Origin of the sequence: Kribbella sp. NPDC050124 (genome assembly GCF_044460355.1) — a bacterium.
Taxonomy (GTDB): domain Bacteria; phylum Actinomycetota; class Actinomycetes; order Propionibacteriales; family Kribbellaceae; genus Kribbella.
In genome coordinates, this window is the sequence record NZ_JBITJU010000012.1 from 20,296 (window position 1) to 37,119 (window position 16,824).

Sequence of the window (16,824 nt, forward strand, 5' to 3'; positions counted from 1 at the left end):
CAATGACCGCTGCGATCAGCACCGACGGGCTGGTCAAGACCTTCGGGCGCACCCGCGCCCTGGACGGCCTGGACCTCACGGTCCGCACCGGTGAGGTGCACGGCTTCCTCGGCCCGAACGGCGCCGGGAAGACGACCACGATCCGGATCCTGCTCGGCCTGACCCGCGCATCCTCGGGCAGTGCGCGGCTCCTGGACGGTGATCCGTGGTCGGACGCGACCGAGCTGCACCGGCGGCTGGCGTACGTGCCCGGCGACGTGACGCTGTGGCCGACCCTGTCCGGCGGCGAGGCGATCGACCTGCTGGGCCGGATGCGCGGCGGCGTCGACCAGAAACGCAAGGCCGAGCTGCTCGAGCGCTTCGACCTGGATCCGCGCAAGAAGGCCCGGACGTACTCCAAGGGCAATCGTCAGAAGGTCGCGCTGGTCGCCGCGCTCGCCTCCGACGTCGAGCTGCTGCTGCTCGACGAGCCGACCTCCGGGCTCGACCCGTTGATGGAGGAGGTGTTCCGCGAGGTCGTCCATGAGGTCAGCGACCGCGACGGCCGGACGGTGCTGCTGTCCAGCCACATCCTGTCCGAGGTCGAGGCGCTCTGCGACCGGGTCACGATCATCCGCGCCGGCCGCGCGGTCGAGAGCGGCACGCTGTCCGAGCTGCGGCACCTGACGCGTACGTCGATCAAGGCCGAGCTGGTCGGCCCGATGGACGGCCTGGCGCAGCTGGCCGGCGTCCACGACGTACGAGTCGAGGACGGCCAGGTCCGGTTCGACGTCGACACCGATGAGATCAACCCGGTGCTGAAGCGGCTGACCGAGATCGGCGTACAGAGCCTGGTGAGCCAGCCGCCGACGCTGGAGGAGCTGTTCCTGCGACTGTACGAGCCGGAGGGATCACGATGAAGACGCTGGCCGGCACCGGCGGCCTGATCCGGCTGATCCTGCGCCGCGACCGGATCGTGCTGCCGATCTGGATCCTGCTGCTGATCGGCATCCCGATCAGCTACGTCGGATCCTTCGACGAGCTGTTCCCGACCGCGGCGTCCCGGAGCCAGTACGCGAGCAACGCCGGCTTCGTCACCCTGTACGGCGAACTGCACGGGACCAGCCTGGGCGAGTTCCTGACCTGGCGACTCGGGTTCGTCCCGGTGATGGTCGGCCTGATCAGCCTGCTGACGGTGATCCGCCACACCCGCGTCGAGGAGGAAACCGGCCGCGCCGAGCTGCTCGGTTCGAGCGTCGTCGGCCGGCACGCCGGGCTGGCGGCCGCGTTGGTGACCACCTTCCTGGCGAACCTGCTGCTCGCCGTACTGCTTGCCCTAGGCATGAACAGCCAAGACCTCCCGCTCGCCGGATCGTTCGCGCTGGGCCTCGAGTTCGCCTGTGCCGGTTGGCTCTTCGGAGGGGTTGGAGCCATCGCCGCACAACTGACCGCAAGCGCGAGTACGGCGCGCGGCATCGCGCTCAGTGTGCTCGGTGCGGCGTACGTCCTGCGCGCGGCTGGTGACACGAGCGCGCACTCGGACGGTCCACTGGCATGGCTGTCGTACCTGTCCCCGATCGGCTGGGTGCAACGCATCCGCCCGTACGGCGACAACCGCTGGTGGCTCGTGGTCGTGGTGCTCGCGGTGACCGGCGTACTCGTGGCCGTCGCCGTACAACTGCAGTCCCGGCGAGACGTGGGCGCCGGACTGCTGGCAGACCGGCTTGGGCCGGCCGAGGGCGGGCCGAGCCTGAGCTCGCCATGGGCGTTGGCCTGGCGGTTGCATCGCGGGTTGCTGATCGCGTGGACGTCTGGCTTCGCCGTACTCGGGGTGCTGTTCGGCGGGGTGGCCGAAGGGGTCGGCGACCTGATGCGGGACGACTCGGGTGTGCAGGAGGTGTTCGCACGGCTCGGCGGTGCCGCCGGGTTGATCGACTCGTACTTCGCCGGCGTGATGGTGATCGTCGGGCTGATCGCCTCGGCGTACGCCGTCCAGGCGACGCTGCGGTTGCGCACCGAGGAGATGAGCGGGCGCGCGGAGCCTGTGCTCGTGACCAGGACCGGACGGCTGCAGTGGGCCACGAGCCACCTGCTCTTCGGCCTGCTCGGACCGGCGGTGACGTTGCTGGTGGCAGGGCTAGGCGCCGGGCTGGCGTACGGCGCAGCGGTCGGTGACGTCGGCGGGCAGGTGCCACGACTGATCGGTGCTGCGCTCGTGCAACTGCCGGCCGTGTGGGTGTTGGCCGCGATTGCGATCGCTTTGTTCGGCCTGCTCCCGCGGTGGTCTGCGGTTGCGTGGGTGCCACCATCGATCTGTCTGGTGATCGTGATGACGACGACCGGGACCGAGTTGTCCAAGTGGATCAAGGACATCTCGCCGTTCAGTCATCTGCCCCAGTTGCCCGGTGGTTCGGTGTCGGCTGCTCCGGTGATCACGTTGGTCGCGATCGCCGTCGTACTGGGCGCGGTCGGCCTGGTCGGGCTGCGGCGGCGGGACATGCCGGTCGGCTGATCAGCGGCGGGCGTTGCGGGACCACGCGAACGCGTACACCCCGAAGGCGGCGATACCGATCGCCAGCACGGTCAGCAGCACCGACCCGAAGGGCTGGTTCTTGATGGTGCGCAGGGCGGCGTCCAGGCCGCCCGCCTTCTCCGGGTCGTAGTCGATTGCGGCCCAGCCGAAGAGGAGACCGACCACGAGGTACGCGGCGCCCTTGGCGGCGTACCCGATCCGGCCGAGCAGGACGGTCACCTCGGAGACGCCGCCGACCAGGTCTTCGGTGAACTTCGCGGTGATCGCCTTGTACACGTGGTAGCCGCCGATCCCGATGATCAGCAGCCCGACCCCGACGATGAGGGCGCGGCCGGCGCCGTACTCCATCAGCCGGGCGCTGACCGTCTTCTGCTGACCACTGCTCGAACCGCCGGATCCGATCGCGACCTTGATCGCCAGGAAACCGAGGGCGAGGTAGACGACGGTTCGCCCGGCCGAGGACACCTTCTTCGACGTCTTCAACTGTCCGTAGCGAAGTTGCAGACCTTGCCAGACCACCAGCGCGAACATGCCGATCGCGATGGTCCAGAGCAGTACGCCGCCGAGCGGTTTGCCGGCCAACTCCTCCAGCGCGCCTTGTTGCGAGGCTTCCTGGTTCGACTTGCCCAGGGCGAGTTGCAGGGCGACCCAGGCGATCAGCAGGTGGACAACGCCGTACGCGATCAGGCCGACGGTGATCGCGACCTCGTACGAACGGCTCTGGCGGACTTGCTGAGTGGTACTCACCCAACCCCAGTGCCCAGGCCTATGCAGAAACCGGCGCCGTGGCCTCGCGGTCGGCCTCGTCGACGTCGCCGTACTCGCCGGCTCGGAAGGCCCGGCGGCCGAGGATCCAGACGTAGAGCACGAAGCCGATCTCGACCAGTACGCCGATGCCGACCCGGACCGCGGTCGGCAGGACGGACGGGGTGACGAAAGCCTCGATGATGCCGGTGACCAGGAGGATCGCGGCGAGGCCGATCGCCATCCCGACGGTGGCGCGGCCGGTTTGAGCAAGCGCTTGCATGCGGGTCCGCGGGCCCGGGACGATCCAGGACCAGCCGAGTCGCAGGCCGGCCGCGGCCGCGACGAAGACGGCGGTCAACTCGAGCAGCCCGTGCGGAGTGATCAGGCCGAAGAACACGTTCGCGCGGTCGTGGCCGATCATCAGGCCGGCGTTGACGCCCAGGTTCAGCGCGTTGTCCCAGAGGATGAAGATCGACGGGATCAGCAGGATGCCGAGCGCCAGCACGGCGGCACTGATGGTGGCGTTGTTGATCCAGACCTGGAAGGCGAAGTCCTGCGCCGGGTTCTCCGAGTAGTAGGCGGCGAACTCCTTGTCGACGAGTTCCTGGACCTGTGCCGAGGTGGCGAACGAGTCCACCACCTCCGGGTGCGCGATGATCCGCCAGGCGGCCCAGGCAGCGACCAGGTAGAAGAGCAGGCCGATGGTGAGCCACCAGCGTCTGGACGCGTAGAGCGCGGCCGGGAAGCTCACGAGGAAGTACTTGGAGATGTCACGCCAGACAGGAGCCTGCGCCCCGGTGACGGCGCCGCGGGCGTCGGCGATCAGGCCGGAGAGCCGTCCGATCGACACCGGGTCCGCACCAGCGGCTCTCAGGGCTGCCAGGTGCGTGCCGACGCGCTGGTAGAGCGTGACGAGCTCCTCGGCCTCTGCACCGGTCAGGCGGCGCTGACGACGGGTCAGGTACGCCAGCCGGTCCCACTGCGGCTGGTGCACGGACACGAACGCCTCGACGTCCACAGTGGCCCTCCTCCCGGTTCTGGCTCTCCGCGCTGGCAGACTAGCCGGAACTGGTGTCTCGGCAGGAGGGGGGCGACGACGGAGTGTCTCAGCTGGTCACGGGCGAGGCGGTCGTCCTCCAGGTGCGGATCGCGCGGATGCCGACCCGGGCGCTGGCGTGTGCGATCGACGTGATCCTGCAGGGCGTCGTACTCGGGGTGCTGATCTCGCTGCTGACCGGGTTCCTGATCGGCGGGGAGGCCAGTGAGGCGCTGGCGGTGGCGCTGATCTTCCTCGTCGTCCTGGTGGTCGTGGTCGGCTACCGGGTGGTGATGGAGACGCTGACCCGGGGCCGGACGCTCGGCAAGATGGTGCTCGGGCTCAAGGTGGTGCGCGACGACGGCAGCTCGATCCGGTTCCGGCACGCGCTGGTGCGGACGCTGATGTGGTTCTTCGTCGACTTCGCGCCCTGGTTCGCGGCCTGCCCCGGCATCGTGGCGAGCCTGATGAACAAGCAGGGCAAGCGGATCGGCGACATGGTCGCCGGCACCGTGGTGATCCGCGAACGGCACCAGCCGATGGCGTCGCCGCCGCTGTTCGTGCCGGGGCATCTGGTGCAGTGGGCGCAGTCGCTGGAGCTGTCGCGGCTGTCCGACGAGTTGGCGAACGCTTCGCGGGAGTACCTGGCGCGGTACACCGAGCTGCTGCCGGGTGCCCGGGACTCGATCGGCGACGCGCTGGCGTACCGGGTCAGTCAGGTGACGGCACCGGTGCCGCCGGTGCCCATGGTGGCGCCGGCTTTCCTATCCGCCGTACTGGCCGAGCGCCGACGGCGAGAGCTCAACCGGCTCGCCGTACCTCGCGCAGCCGTCAACACCGGCCCCTTTGGCCCCTACGCCGTACCCGCTGGACCGTTTGCTGCTACACCCAGCCCGTACGGCGCTCTGCCGCCACCTCCTGTACCCGGCCCATTCCCGGCGCCGGCCCCGGCTGCGCCGTACCGCCCTGCTGCAGTCAACCCGCAAGGCTGGGCAGCCCCAGGCAGCAACGAGTCCGGCCAGTGGTTCTAAATGCGAGGGCGCCCCACCGGTCTGGTGGGGCGCCTCGCTTGCGTGCTGGAAGTGCTCAGTAGCGGTAGTGGTCTGACTTGTAGGGGCCTTCGACGGGGACGCCGAGGTAGTTGGCCTGTTCCTTGGTGAGCTCGGTGAGCTTGACGCCGAGGGCGTCGAGGTGGAGGCGGGCGACCATCTCGTCGAGGTGCTTGGGGAGGACGTAGACCTCGGTCGGGTAGTCGGCCGTCTTCACGAACAGCTCGATCTGGGCGAGGACCTGGTTGGTGAAGGAGTTCGACATCACGAACGACGGGTGGCCGGTCGCGTTGCCCAGGTTCAGCAGGCGGCCCTCGGACAGGATGATCACGGTGTGGCCGTCCGGGAACCGGAACTCGTCCACCTGCGGCTTGATCGTGACCCGCTCGACGCCGTCCAGCTTGTACAGGCCGGCCATGTCGATCTCGTTGTCGAAGTGACCGATGTTGCCGACGATCGCCTGGTGCTTCATCGCGGCCATGTGGTCGGCGGTGATCACGTCGCGGGAGCCGGTCGCGGTGACGAAGATGTCGGCGATCCCGACCACGTCGTCGACGGTGGCGACCTGGTAGCCGTCCATCGCCGCCTGCAGCGCGCAGATCGGGTCGACCTCGGTGACGATCACCCGGGCGCCCTGACCACGCAGCGACTCCGCGCAGCCCTTGCCGACGTCGCCGTACCCGCAGACCACCGCGACCTTGCCGCCGATCAGTACGTCGGTGGCCCGGTTGATGCCGTCGATCAGCGAGTGCCGGCAGCCGTACTTGTTGTCGAACTTCGACTTCGTCACCGAGTCGTTCACGTTGATCGCCGGGAACAGCAGCGACCCGGCCTTGTGCATCTCGTAGAGCCGGTGCACGCCGGTGGTGGTCTCCTCGGTGACACCCTTGATGCCCTGGCCGATCGCGGTCCACTTCGACGAGGACTCACCCAGCGACCGGGTCAGCAGCGACAGGACGACGCCGTACTCCTCGGACTCCGCGGTGGACGGGTCCGGTACGGCGCCCGCCTTCTCGAACTCGGTGCCCTTGTGGACGAGCATGGTGGCGTCGCCGCCGTCGTCCAGGATCATGTTCGGGCCCTCGCCACCCGGCCAGGTGAGGATCTGCTCGGTGCAGGCCCAGTACTCCTCCAGCGTCTCGCCCTTCCAGGCGAACACCGGGACACCGGCCGGGTCCTCCACGGTGCCCTGCGGGCCGACGACGACCGCGGCGGCCGCGTGGTCCTGGGTGGAGAAGATGTTGCAACTCGCCCAGCGCACCTCGGCGCCGAGCGCGACCAGGGTCTCGATCAGCACCGCGGTCTGCACGGTCATGTGCAGCGAGCCGGCGATCCGTGCCCCGGCCAGCGGCTTGCTGTCGCCGTACTGCTTGCGCATCGCCATCAGGCCGGGCATCTCGTGCTCGGCCAGCCGGATCTCCTTGCGGCCGAACTCGGCCAGCCCGAGGTCCGCCACCTTGTAGTCGAAGGTCATACCGGTTCCCGCTCCCCTGAAGACTGTGAATTGCTTCCTGCCTGCCAGAGCCTAGAGGGCCGAGCCCCGGGGTTTGATCGGTGGGGGAGCGTTTCTGACACTGAAATGTCAGGATTGACCCATGCGCATCACCGAGGCGGCCCGCCGACTGGGCACCACCCCGCGAATGCTGCGGTACCGGGAGGCCCGCGGTCTGCTCCCCCGATCCCGCTCCGCGCACACGGCCCAGCGCCAGTACGACGACCGCGACCTGGCCGCCGTACAACTCGCACTGGACCTCGAACGCCGGTACGACGTGACGCCGGCGGCGCTCGCGTTCGCACTCAGGGCCCTGGCCGAGCCGTCGGTCGCAGCGGACATCCGCAACCTCGGCTACCGCACCGGCCGCCTCACCGCCCCACCGACCCGCTCCGAGATCGACCGCGAGCGGGCGCTGCGCTGGCTCGGCCGCTCCGGCGTACTGCCACCGGAGCCGCGCTGATCAGGTCAGTGCGACGGAGCCTCCGGGACCGGCGGGCGCTCGGCGCGCTGGTAGCCCTCGATGTAGATGTCGGGCTCGAGGTAGACGTGGATCGACATCGGCTCGGCTTCGCGGATGGCGCGTTCGGCGGCGTTGATGGTCTCGGCCACCACGGACGCGTCGGTGGTCGGCTCGACCGCGACCTTGGCGGCGACCAGGACCTCCTCCGGGCCCAGGTGCAGGGTCTTGATGTGGATCAGCCGCTGCACGCCCGCGGTGTTCTCGATCGCGGCGACGATCTTCTGCTGCGACTCCCGGGTCGCGGACTCGCCGAGCAGCAGCGACTTCATCTCGATCGCCAGGAAGACCGCGACGCAGACCAGCAGCGCGCCGATCGCCATCGAGCCCAGGCCGTCGTACACACCGTTGCCGGTGGCAAGTGTCAGGACGACGCCGATCAGCGCCAGCACCAGACCGGTGAGCGCGGCGAAGTCCTCCAGCAGGATGACCGGCAGCTCGGGTGAGCGGGCGTTGCGGATGAACTTGGTCCAGCCGACCGGCCCGCGGACCTTGTTCGCCTCGACGATCGCGGTCCGGAACGAGAACGTCTCCATGATGATCGCGGCCACCAGGACGGCGACCGGGACCCACTTCCAGTCGTCGATCCCGTGCGGATCGTGGATCTTGTGGTAGCCCTCGTACAGCGCGAACAGGCCACCGACGCTGAACAGCACGATCGCGACGATGAACGAGTAGACGTACCGCTCCCGGCCGAAGCCGAACTGGTGCAGCTCGTCGGCCTCCCGCTGGGCCCGCTTGCCGCCGACCAGCAGCAGCACCTGGTTGCCGGCGTCGGCGACCGAGTGGATCGCCTCGGCGAGCATCGATGCCGACTGGGTCAGGCCCCAGGCGGCGAACTTGGTGATCGCGATCCCGGTGTTCGCCAGCAGTGCCGCGACGACCGCCTTGGTTCCGCCACCAGCCATTTCTCCAGGTCCTCCAACAATCGGGTGATCAGCGCGCGGACACGACGAACGCCGTGCCGGAACCACGCAGGCTACAGGGTCCTTCGGGTCCGGCAGCGAACGCGGACTGACCCGCGGACAACATCACAGCGTCATCGGTGCCCTCGGCATCGACCTCGACACTTCCGGCCACACAGCAGACGATCCGCGGTCCCTCGCCGGTGACCGTTTGTTCACCACCGTCCAGGTCGATCCGGTGGATGGCGTAGTACTCACAGCCGGTCTCGTACGACGAGATGCCCGCCCCCAGCGGGGACGCCGTCAGCACCGGGTTGGCCAGCGGCTCGAAGTCGACCACCGAGACCAGTTCGGGTACGTCGATGTGCTTGCTGGTCAGGCCGCCGCGCAACACGTTGTCGGAGTTCGCCATCACCTCGAACCCGAGCCCGTGCAAGTAGGCGTGCACGTTCCCAGCCGGCAGGTAGACGGCCTCGAACCGCTCCAGGCGCACGCGATTCAGCAGCAGCGCAGCCAGTACGCCGGGGTCGTCCGGGAAGTCGGCGCACAGCTTGGCCAGCGACTCGCGCTCCAGCTCGAAAGCCTGACCCGCGTACCGCGCGATGGCCTCGCCGAGAGCCGCGACCAGCGGCCGGATGGTGTCCCGGTCGCTGCTCATGATCTGGGTGAACACGTCCTGCAGCTTGCCGTTGCGGAGCAGGTCGGTGCACTCCTCGAACCCGGCCGGCGCCAGGGCGTCGAGCAGCGCGACCGTGGCCTCCAGCGGCCGGAACCCGACGAGCGCGTCGAACGGACCGAGCGCGATCAGGATCTCCGGCTTCGGCCAGGCGTCCTTGTAGTTGCGGTCGGCGGCGTCGCGCGGGATCCCGTCGGCCTCGTCCCGCGCGTACCCGTCGATCGCCTGTTCCCGCGACGGGTGCGCCTGGATCGACAACGGCTGCGCGGCCGCGAGCAGCTTGGCCAGGAACGGGAACCGGCCATCGAACCGCTCGGCTGTCTCCGGCCCGAGTACGTCGGACGGCCCGGCGGACACCACGTCGTACAAGGAGTCACCTGACGGCAGCACGGACGGCGCGGACTCGTGTGCGCCCATCCACATCTCCGCCTGCGCGCGGCCGTCCGGCTCCACCCCGGTCAGCTCGGGGATCGCGGTCGGCGAACCCCAGGCGTAGTCCCGGATGGTGTTCTGCAGCCGCACTACCACGCTGGGTCCTCCGAGGGGATTCCTGGTTCGGTGGGCTCGTCGTCGGTCGCCGTACCGTAGCGGCCGAGGCCGATGCCCAGGTATGCCGCGGCGTAGCGGCCGTGCTGAGTCAGAGCGGCATACCGGGCGATGTCTGTGCCGTCGGCCTGCCTCACGACGTGCACCCGGACGTCGTGGGCCTCTGCCTTCGCCTCCAGCTTGCGCCGCTGCTCGGCGACGACGGCGTCCTCGACTCCGTCATCCAGGATGACCAGTCCGGGCCGCAGCTCCTCCGGCTTGTCGAACGGGTCGGCGAACAGGTCACGCGGCGGCTGGTTGAGCACCGGCATCAGATGCCCGGCGTCAGCCGCCAGGGCAGGCCGACCACTCGCCAGCCGCAGCGCCTCCACGACACGCCGCGCGGCACGTGCAGCCAGCACCGAACCGCCCCACACCAGCGGCAGCGCGTCCGCCAGCATCAAGGCCAGGTCCTTGGCCGGGTTGGAGGCGACGTCGTTGTTCGGCGAGCACTCGATGGCCACGTCGTCCAGCAACGCCGCTACCGCCTTGTGGTCCACCTCAGGACCGAGCTCCATCTGGTGCAGCCCCTGCAGTACGGCGACAGCCGCAGCCAACTGGTCATCGGACTGCGACGGCAGCCGGATCGCGTGCCGCGAGCCCGCGGATGCCTGTGCGACCGGGGAGTCCGGCGGGCAGGCCACCATCAGACCGCAGCCGCGACGCTCCGCCTCTGAAGCGGCCGACACCGCGTCGGAGTCCTCGGCCAGCCCGCCCAGGACGATCACCAGGTCCAGCGGACCGGCCCAGCCCGGCAGACCGGGACCAGGCCAGGCGACGAACGGGACTGGGCAGACCGGCTCCAGGATGGCCCGCACCAGCCGGGCGTCCCGCCCTGCGGCGAGCACTGCCCGCGGCCGGAAGCCGTCGGAGTCGAACTTGGACAGGGCCTCCTCGGCCGCTTCCAGCTCGGCCCGGACCCGGGCGCCGGCCATCGCCAGCCGCCGGAGCAGGTGGTCCGCCGCCCCGAGCGCAGCCGGGTCCTCGAGTCGCGAGTCGTCGAAGAAGCTCATCAGTTGTCCGCGACCTCTTTGGTGTCCCGCGCCTCATCGATCAGCAGTACCGGGATGTCGTCGCGGACCGGGTAGGCCAGCGCGCAGGAGCTGTTCGTGCAGACCAGCTCGTTCGCCTCGTCGTCCACCCGGAACTCCGACCGGCACTTGGGGCAGACCAGGATGCTCAGCAGGTCCGGGTCCAGATTGACTGCCATTCAGTTCTCCTTCACCGATGCGCCGGTGATCAGCGCCAGTACCTCGTCGCGGACGCGTTCCATCGTGGGCCGGTCCGCCGCCTCGACGTTCAGCCGCAGCAACGGTTCCGTGTTCGACGCACGGACGTTGAACCACCACTGTCCCGCCGACACGGTCAGACCGTCCAGATGGTCAACGGTAATGCCGTCCCGGCCGCCGTAGGTGTCTTCGATCGCCGCCACCGTCGCGGCCGCGTCGTCGACCTTGTTGTTCAGCTCGCCGGACCCGACGTACCGCTCGAACTCGGCGAACAGCTCACTGGCCGGCTTGTCCTGCTCACCGAGCGCGGCCAGCACGTGCAGCGCGGCCAGCATGCCGGTGTCAGCGCGCCAGAAGTCCCGGAAGTAGTAGTGGGCGGAGTGCTCGCCGCCGAACACCGCGTCGGTCTCGGCCATCTTCTGCTTGATGTACGAGTGCCCGACCCGGGACCGGACCGGCGTGCCGCCGTGCTCGGTGATCAGCTCCGGCACCGCCTTGGAGGTGATCAGGTTGTGGATGACGGCCGAGCCGGGGTGCTTGGCCAGCTCCCGGACCGCGACCGCGCCGGTCACCGCGCTCGGCGAGATCGGGTCGCCCTTCTCGTCCACCACGAAGCAGCGGTCCGCGTCGCCGTCGAACGCCAGGCCGAGGTCGGCCCCGAGCTCGCGGACCTTGGCCTGCAGGTCGACCAGGTTCTTCGGGTCGAGCGGGTTCGCCTCGTGGTTCGGGAAGTTGCCGTCCAGTTCGAAGTACATCGGCACGATCGTGATTGGGCCGGACGCGAACACGGCCGGCACGGTGTGGCCGCCCATGCCGTTGCCGGCGTCGACCACGACCGTGAGCGGACGGCTGCCGCTCAGGTCCACCAGGTCGTGCAGGTGGTCGGCGTACGCGGTGAGCAGGTTCTTGCGGGTCACCTTGCCCGGCACGGAGCCGGTCGCCGGGCCCTCGGTGAGCGCCTTGGCGACCAGGTCGGCGATGTCGCGCAGACCGGAGTCCGCGCCGACCGGAGCAGCGCCCGCGCGGCACATCTTGATGCCGTTGTACTGCGCCGGGTTGTGGCTCGCGGTGAACATCGCGCCGGGCAGCTGCAGCCGTCCGGAGGCGAAGTACAGCTGGTCGGTGGAGGCCAGGCCGATGTCGATCACGTCGGCGCCGGTGCTGGTCACCCCCTCGGCGAACGCGGCCGCCAGTCCCGGGCTGGAGGGCCGCATGTCGTAGCCGATCACGACCGCCCCCGGAGCCGAGAGGACGTCGAGGACCTCGACGAAGGCCGCCCCGGTCGCCCGGGCCACCGACTCGTCCAGCTGGTCCGGGACGACCCCTCGTACGTCGTACGCCTTGAAGATCGCAGCAACGTCAACCATGCGTGGACCCTATCCGTCCGGCCCGGAAAGCTGTATTTCAGGTGACGCTGCCCCCCTCGTTCCGTATCTTCGGCCCAGGTCACCGACCGGGGTGGCGTTGGCGCCTGGGGGATGGCCAGTGATGTTCCTGCGGCAGGCTCTGCGGTACCGGTGGTCACAGGCCCTGGTCCTGGCGGGCGTCAGCCTGTTGATCGGCACGTGCGCCGCGTTCGCGCCCTGGTTCGCCCGGGCCGTCGAGCGGACGGTCGCGACCGAGACGTTGACGCGTCAGTGGAACGCGGCGGCCTGGCAGCTGGACGCGACTCCGTCAACGGCGGTCTCCGGACCGGCCGAGCCGACCTCGCCAGAAGACCTGACTCAGCTCATCCCGGCTGACCTGAAGCCGTTGTTCACGCCGCCGTCGTACGGGATGACCGTCGGCGTGACCTGGGGCCTGAGCAAGGACAAGCCGAGGATCGGGGGCCGGCTGGTCTGGCGGGACGGCTACTGCGCCCAGCTCGTGCTGACCGAAGGCCGGTGCCCCCGCGGCCCCGGTGAAGTGGTCACGTCGACCGCGGATGCGAAGAACTTCGGAGCGAAGGTCGGGGCGACGATCAAGGCCGAGACCAGCAGCTACGCCAACGGCGGACTGCGCGTGGTCGGGGTCTACCAGGCGGACGACGAGAGCACCTACTGGTTCGGCCGCGGGCCGACCGGCCACTCGAGGCCGGCCAGTGAGAGCAGGCCGGCCGAGGCCGACTTCCTGCTCACCGAGCGCGAGACGTTCTCCGTGGGGAGATGGGGCTACCACTCGACGCTGGACACCCGCCCGCAACCGGGGAGTGCCCGGGTCGGCGATCTGGAGCGGATCCGGCAGGTGACCGACCAGCTCGAAGCCCGGAACTCCGAGCTCAATCTCGACGCCAGGAACAACTCCGGGCTGATCGATGTCATCGACGGGATCCAGGCGGAGCGCCGGCAGGCCGGCACGATCATCCCGCTGGTGATGGTGCAGGTGGCCCTGTTCGGTGTGGTCGTGCTGGGCCTGGCGCTGGCCGCGGTGGTCGACCAACGCCGCCCGGAGCTGGCTGTGGCGCGCCTCCGCGGGTCGGGCGCCGGGCGGATCGGCTGGACGCTTGCCGTCGAGCTGAGCGTGCCCGTTCTCCTCGGTACGGCGGTCGGCGTGGCCTCCGGCTTCGTACTGCTCCTCGTGGTCCGGGCCGCCTGGCTGGGCGGAGCCGCGCCGCTGGAGCTGCCGTGGACGGTGCCGGCAGCGGCCGCCTTGGCGGCTCTGGCCGGGCTGGCAGTGGTCGCGCTGTCGATCCGTACCGTCGTCCGCCAGCCGATCTCCAGCCTGCTCCGGCGGATCCCGCCCCGGCGACGGCACCGAACGATCGGCCTGATCGATCTCACCGTCATCGTCCTCGCATCGGCCGGACTGGTGAGCGGACTGACCAGCGGTGGACGAGGTCCGTTGCCAGTCTTGACCCCGACCTTGCTCGCTCTGGCCGCCGGACTGGCCTTCGCCCACCTGCTGCTGCCGGCAGCCGGGCTGCTGAGCCGTCACGCGCTACGCAAGGGGCGCCTCGGTCTCGCGCTCGGCGCTCTGCAGGTGTCCCGACGCCCGGCCGTGACCCGTCTCGTCGCCGTGGTCGCGGTGGCGACCGGCCTGGTGTCGTTCGCCGGTCAGGCCGCTTCGGTCGCCGACCGCAACAGGCAGACCCGGGCCGGCTACGAGACTGGCGCCGAGGCCGTGCTGGCAATGGACACCACCAACCTCGGCGACTTCACCGCGGCGATCGACAAGGTTGACCCGGACCGGCGGTGGCTTACCCCGGTCGTTCTGTCTCAGCCACCCTCCACCGAGGCCCTGCGCGCCGTGCTGATCGAGCCGGACAGCTACCGGCGGATCGCCTTCCGCGGCAACGAACTCACCGGCGCCGACGGCTTCCGCAACCTCGAGGCGCCCACGGAACCGAAGCCGATCGAGCTGAGCGGTAGCCGGCTGACGGTGACCGCGAGCCTCGGTGCGATGACGCCGTACGTGCCGCCCGCCAGTGAGGGCATGGTTGCGCCGCCCGAGGAGCAGGCGAGGTCCGTCATCCTGCAGGCGACCGTCATCAATCAGCGCAGGGGCGCGCGCTACCTGGTCCAGTTCCCACCGCTGCGGTTGCGCTCCGGCAAACCGGTCCGCCTGAGTACGTCGATCGACTGCCAGCCGTCCTGCCACCTGATCAGGCTCGGGGTGGCCCGCGAGGTCGGTGACTCCGTCGGCGTCAAAGGCGACGTCGCGATCAGCCAACTAACGACCGACACCCAGCGATCGGTTCCGCTGGGCAAGGCCCAGGACTGGGTGGGCGGCCCGCAGACCGGAGCGGACAACCAGGGCACCATCGAGGCCGGGAACCAGCCGAACGGGCTGATCCTCAAGGTCGCCAGTGTCGGCGGCGACCAGAACCTCCAGTACGCCGCCATCCCCACGCCCATCCCGGCGCTGGTGAGTTCGGACTTTGCCGTCAGCGAGGTGCAGACCGTGCCCGGCCTCGACGGGCTCTCGATCCCGGTCCACAAGCTCGACGGCCTGCAGACTCCGATGCCGCGGCACACCGAGCGCGTCGCCGTACTCGACCTGGAGACGGTACGGCGACTCGGCGGGAGCGTCGACGACACGTCGACGGATTTCGAGCTCTGGCTCAACGCCGACGGGCTCGCGAACGTCGACAAGATCATCGCTGACCTCACCGCGACCGGGATCACGCCAACGCTCATCGATCGGCGGTCGGACCGCATCGAGGGGTACGGGCGCTCCGCCAGCGCGCTCGCGCTCCAGCTGACTCCGGTGGTCGGGCTCGCCAGTTGGGCTCTCGCGATCATCGTGCTGCTGCTGATGGGAGTCAGCACCTGGCGATCCCGGGCCCAGGACTACGCGAGTCTGCGGATCAACGGCGTACCGGCGACCACGACCGGAGGGGCGGCGCGCTGGGAACACTCTGGACCGGTCGCGCTGGCAGCGCTGCTCGGATCGGCTTGCGGCATCGTCGGCGCGCACATCGCGCTACCGATGTTCCCGCTCTTCGCGGAGACCTCGGAACCGTCGCCGGTTCCCCTCGACCTGGCGATCAACTGGCCCGGAGCGGTGATCATCTGGCTGGCCAGCACCGTGGTGCTGACCGGGACCACGCTGGTGCTGGGCACCAGCGTGAACCGGCGGGCGGGCTACAGCCGGATCCGGGAGGAGCTGTCATGAGTGGACTCGCGATCAGCACCAGCGGCTTGGTGCACATCTACCGCAGCCAGGGCCATGACGTGGCTGCCTTGTCGGGGATCGGCATCACTGTGCGGCCCGGTGAGCTTGTCGGTCTGCTCGGCCCGTCCGGGGCCGGCAAGTCGACTCTGCTTCAGCTGTGCGGCGGGTTGCTGACGCCGAGCGCCGGGCGCCTGCAGATCGGCGAGCACAACCTGGCCACGATGACCGAGGCCGAGCTCGACCGGATGCGCGCGCGTGACGTCGGCATCGTGTTGCAGGGCGCCGCGCGCAACCTCGTTCCCTACCTGTCGCCGGTGGACAACGTCCGGTACGCACAGCGCGCCGCGTCCCGCGATCCGTCCCTGCCGAAGCCGGAGGAAGTGCTCGAGCTGGTCGGTCTGACCGCCCAGGCTCGTAGTCCGCTGGCGTCGCTGACGCCCGGGCAGATCCAGCTCTGCGCGGTGGCGGTGGGGATCGCCACGCTCCCCGGTCTGCTGCTGGCCGACGAGCCGACCAGCCAACTGGACCACCAAGCCCGGGACGAGGTCCTTGCTGCGATCTCGACCATCAACGAGAGCACCGGGATGACGGTGCTGCTGATCACCCACGACCCCGAGGTCGCCGCGGTGCTCCCCCGCACCATCACCATCCGGGACGGGCGGATCGCGTCCGAAGGTCGCAGCGGCGAGGAGTTCGCGGTCGTCGCCACCGACGGGTCCTTGCCGCTGCCGCCGCATGTCGCCGAACTGTTGCCGCCCGGGACCCTGCTCCGCGTCACCACCACCGAAGCCGGCGACGTTCGGCTGAGCCCGATCCAGCAAGAAGGTCAGTCGTGATCACGGTCACCAACCTCACCGTCGCGTACGACGACTTGGTCGCCGTACGCGACGTGTCCCTGCGAGTGCCTCCCGGGTTCGTCCTCGCGGTCAGCGGGCCGTCCGGAGCCGGTAAGAGCTCACTGCTCTGGGCCATCGCCGGCGCGGTGCAGGCGAAGTCCGGCATGGTCGAGGTGGACGGTCTCACGATCAGCGACCGGCCCGCGGCCGCGGCGCACGGCGTCGTACTCATCCCACAGGGCAACGGCCTGGCCCGGGTGCTCACCGCCCGGGAGAACCTCTCCCTGCCACTCCTTGCCAAGCGCAACGAATTGGAGGACGTCGACCGCCAGGTCGAGCAGGCGCTGACCGACGTCGGGCTCCAGGACAGCGGCGATCATCTGGTCGAGGAACTCTCCGGCGGCGAGCAACAACGCGTCGCCGTGGCCCGTGGGCTCGCCCAGCAGGGCCGCGTCATCCTCGCCGACGAGTCGACCAGCGAGCTCGACGGCACGAACCGTGAGCGGATCCTCGACCTGCTACGGCGCGAGGCCCGCCGCGGCGCCGCAGTGGTCATCGCCACCCACGACCCGAACGTCGCTGCCGACGCCGACGGCCACGCCACCATGGACGAAGGCCTCCTGACCTGGCAACGGCGCCTCTGA

The 16,824-nt window shown here is 69.7% G+C and carries 15 protein-coding genes; 7 read left to right on the forward strand and 8 right to left on the reverse strand.

What is annotated here, in order from left to right:
- Positions 1-2 precede the first annotated feature (2 nt).
- Both ACIBL3_RS25835 and ACIBL3_RS25840 read left to right on the forward strand, forming a co-directional pair.
- Positions 3-899, forward strand: a complete 897-nt coding sequence (locus tag ACIBL3_RS25835) for an ATP-binding cassette domain-containing protein (protein WP_396356133.1) — start codon at positions 3-5, stop codon at positions 897-899.
- Positions 896-2,491 (forward strand): ABC transporter permease, encoded by a 1,596-nt coding sequence (locus tag ACIBL3_RS25840; protein WP_396356134.1) that lies wholly within the window; start codon positions 896-898, stop codon positions 2,489-2,491. Before ACIBL3_RS25835 ends, ACIBL3_RS25840 begins: the two co-directional genes overlap by 4 nt.
- On the opposite strand, the gene ACIBL3_RS25845 is transcribed toward ACIBL3_RS25840, so the two are convergent.
- Both ACIBL3_RS25845 and ACIBL3_RS25850 read right to left on the reverse strand, forming a co-directional pair.
- On the reverse strand, positions 2,492-3,259 hold the full coding sequence (locus tag ACIBL3_RS25845; protein WP_396356135.1) for a DUF1206 domain-containing protein: 768 nt from the start codon (positions 3,257-3,259) through the stop codon (positions 2,492-2,494).
- Positions 3,260-3,278: 19 nt separating this feature from the next.
- Complete coding sequence (locus ACIBL3_RS25850; protein WP_396356136.1) at positions 3,279-4,277, reverse strand: stage II sporulation protein M; 999 nt, start codon at positions 4,275-4,277, stop codon at positions 3,279-3,281.
- Positions 4,278-4,330: 53 nt separating this feature from the next.
- Between ACIBL3_RS25850 and ACIBL3_RS25855 the strand changes: the two genes are divergently transcribed.
- Complete coding sequence (locus tag ACIBL3_RS25855) at positions 4,331-5,326, forward strand: RDD family protein (RefSeq protein WP_396356137.1); 996 nt, start codon at positions 4,331-4,333, stop codon at positions 5,324-5,326.
- Between the two features lie 55 nt (positions 5,327-5,381).
- On the opposite strand, the gene ahcY is transcribed toward ACIBL3_RS25855, so the two are convergent.
- Entirely contained in the window at positions 5,382-6,818 is a 1,437-nt protein-coding gene (gene ahcY, locus ACIBL3_RS25860) for an adenosylhomocysteinase (RefSeq protein WP_396356138.1), read from the reverse strand.
- Between the two features lie 121 nt (positions 6,819-6,939).
- Between ahcY and ACIBL3_RS25865 the strand changes: the two genes are divergently transcribed.
- Complete coding sequence (locus ACIBL3_RS25865) at positions 6,940-7,299, forward strand: MerR family transcriptional regulator (RefSeq protein ID WP_396356139.1); 360 nt, start codon at positions 6,940-6,942, stop codon at positions 7,297-7,299.
- A 5-nt stretch (positions 7,300-7,304) separates the two neighbouring features.
- On the opposite strand, the gene ACIBL3_RS25870 is transcribed toward ACIBL3_RS25865, so the two are convergent.
- The 5 genes from ACIBL3_RS25870 to ACIBL3_RS25890 are packed head-to-tail and all read right to left on the reverse strand — an operon-like array spanning position 7,305 to position 12,118.
- On the reverse strand, positions 7,305-8,264 hold the full coding sequence (locus ACIBL3_RS25870) for a cation diffusion facilitator family transporter (protein ID WP_396356140.1): 960 nt from the start codon (positions 8,262-8,264) through the stop codon (positions 7,305-7,307).
- Between the two features lie 28 nt (positions 8,265-8,292).
- Complete coding sequence (gene manA / locus ACIBL3_RS25875; protein ID WP_396356141.1) at positions 8,293-9,465, reverse strand: mannose-6-phosphate isomerase, class I; 1,173 nt, start codon at positions 9,463-9,465, stop codon at positions 8,293-8,295.
- Positions 9,459-10,535, reverse strand: a complete 1,077-nt coding sequence (locus tag ACIBL3_RS25880; RefSeq protein WP_396356143.1) for an SIS domain-containing protein — start codon at positions 10,533-10,535, stop codon at positions 9,459-9,461. Before ACIBL3_RS25880 ends, manA begins: the two co-directional genes overlap by 7 nt.
- Entirely contained in the window at positions 10,535-10,732 is a 198-nt protein-coding gene (locus ACIBL3_RS25885) for a Trm112 family protein (protein ID WP_396356144.1), read from the reverse strand. The genes ACIBL3_RS25880 and ACIBL3_RS25885 overlap by 1 nt, the downstream gene beginning before the upstream one ends.
- The gene (locus ACIBL3_RS25890; protein WP_396356145.1) at positions 10,733-12,118 is read right to left on the reverse strand and encodes a phosphomannomutase/phosphoglucomutase; all 1,386 of its coding nucleotides are present in this window, start codon (positions 12,116-12,118) and stop codon (positions 10,733-10,735) included. It abuts the gene before it with no gap.
- Between the two features lie 121 nt (positions 12,119-12,239).
- Here ACIBL3_RS25890 and ACIBL3_RS25895 point away from each other — a divergent pair, with 121 nt between their 5' ends.
- The 3 genes from ACIBL3_RS25895 to ACIBL3_RS25905 are packed head-to-tail and all read left to right on the forward strand — an operon-like array spanning position 12,240 to position 16,824.
- A complete protein-coding gene (locus tag ACIBL3_RS25895; RefSeq protein WP_396356146.1) occupies positions 12,240-15,344 on the forward strand; it encodes an FtsX-like permease family protein in 3,105 nt (1,034 codons plus the stop codon).
- Positions 15,341-16,180: an ABC transporter ATP-binding protein gene (locus ACIBL3_RS25900; RefSeq protein ID WP_396356147.1), complete on the forward strand. Its 840-nt coding sequence runs from the start codon at positions 15,341-15,343 to the stop codon at positions 16,178-16,180. The genes ACIBL3_RS25895 and ACIBL3_RS25900 overlap by 4 nt, the downstream gene beginning before the upstream one ends.
- The gene (locus ACIBL3_RS25905; RefSeq protein WP_396356148.1) at positions 16,177-16,824 is read left to right on the forward strand and encodes an ABC transporter ATP-binding protein; all 648 of its coding nucleotides are present in this window, start codon (positions 16,177-16,179) and stop codon (positions 16,822-16,824) included. The genes ACIBL3_RS25900 and ACIBL3_RS25905 overlap by 4 nt, the downstream gene beginning before the upstream one ends.

What these genes read in the sequence shown, in the direction of transcription:
- ACIBL3_RS25885 (WP_396356144.1), bottom strand. Translation starts at nt 10,732, where the DNA reads ATGGCAGTCAATCTGGACCCGGACCTGCTGAGCATCCTGGTCTGCCCC.
- ACIBL3_RS25895 (WP_396356146.1), top strand. Translation starts at nt 12,240, where the DNA reads ATGTTCCTGCGGCAGGCTCTGCGGTACCGGTGGTCACAGGCCCTGGTC.
- ACIBL3_RS25880 (WP_396356143.1), bottom strand. Translation starts at nt 10,535, where the DNA reads ATGAGCTTCTTCGACGACTCGCGACTCGAGGACCCGGCTGCGCTCGGG.
- ACIBL3_RS25865 (WP_396356139.1), top strand. Translation starts at nt 6,940, where the DNA reads ATGCGCATCACCGAGGCGGCCCGCCGACTGGGCACCACCCCGCGAATG.
- ACIBL3_RS25870 (WP_396356140.1), bottom strand. Translation starts at nt 8,264, where the DNA reads ATGGCTGGTGGCGGAACCAAGGCGGTCGTCGCGGCACTGCTGGCGAAC.
- ahcY (WP_396356138.1), bottom strand. Translation starts at nt 6,818, where the DNA reads ATGACCTTCGACTACAAGGTGGCGGACCTCGGGCTGGCCGAGTTCGGC.
- ACIBL3_RS25890 (WP_396356145.1), bottom strand. Translation starts at nt 12,118, where the DNA reads ATGGTTGACGTTGCTGCGATCTTCAAGGCGTACGACGTACGAGGGGTC.
- ACIBL3_RS25835 (WP_396356133.1), top strand. Translation starts at nt 3, where the DNA reads ATGACCGCTGCGATCAGCACCGACGGGCTGGTCAAGACCTTCGGGCGC.
- ACIBL3_RS25840 (WP_396356134.1), top strand. Translation starts at nt 896, where the DNA reads ATGAAGACGCTGGCCGGCACCGGCGGCCTGATCCGGCTGATCCTGCGC.
- ACIBL3_RS25900 (WP_396356147.1), top strand. Translation starts at nt 15,341, where the DNA reads ATGAGTGGACTCGCGATCAGCACCAGCGGCTTGGTGCACATCTACCGC.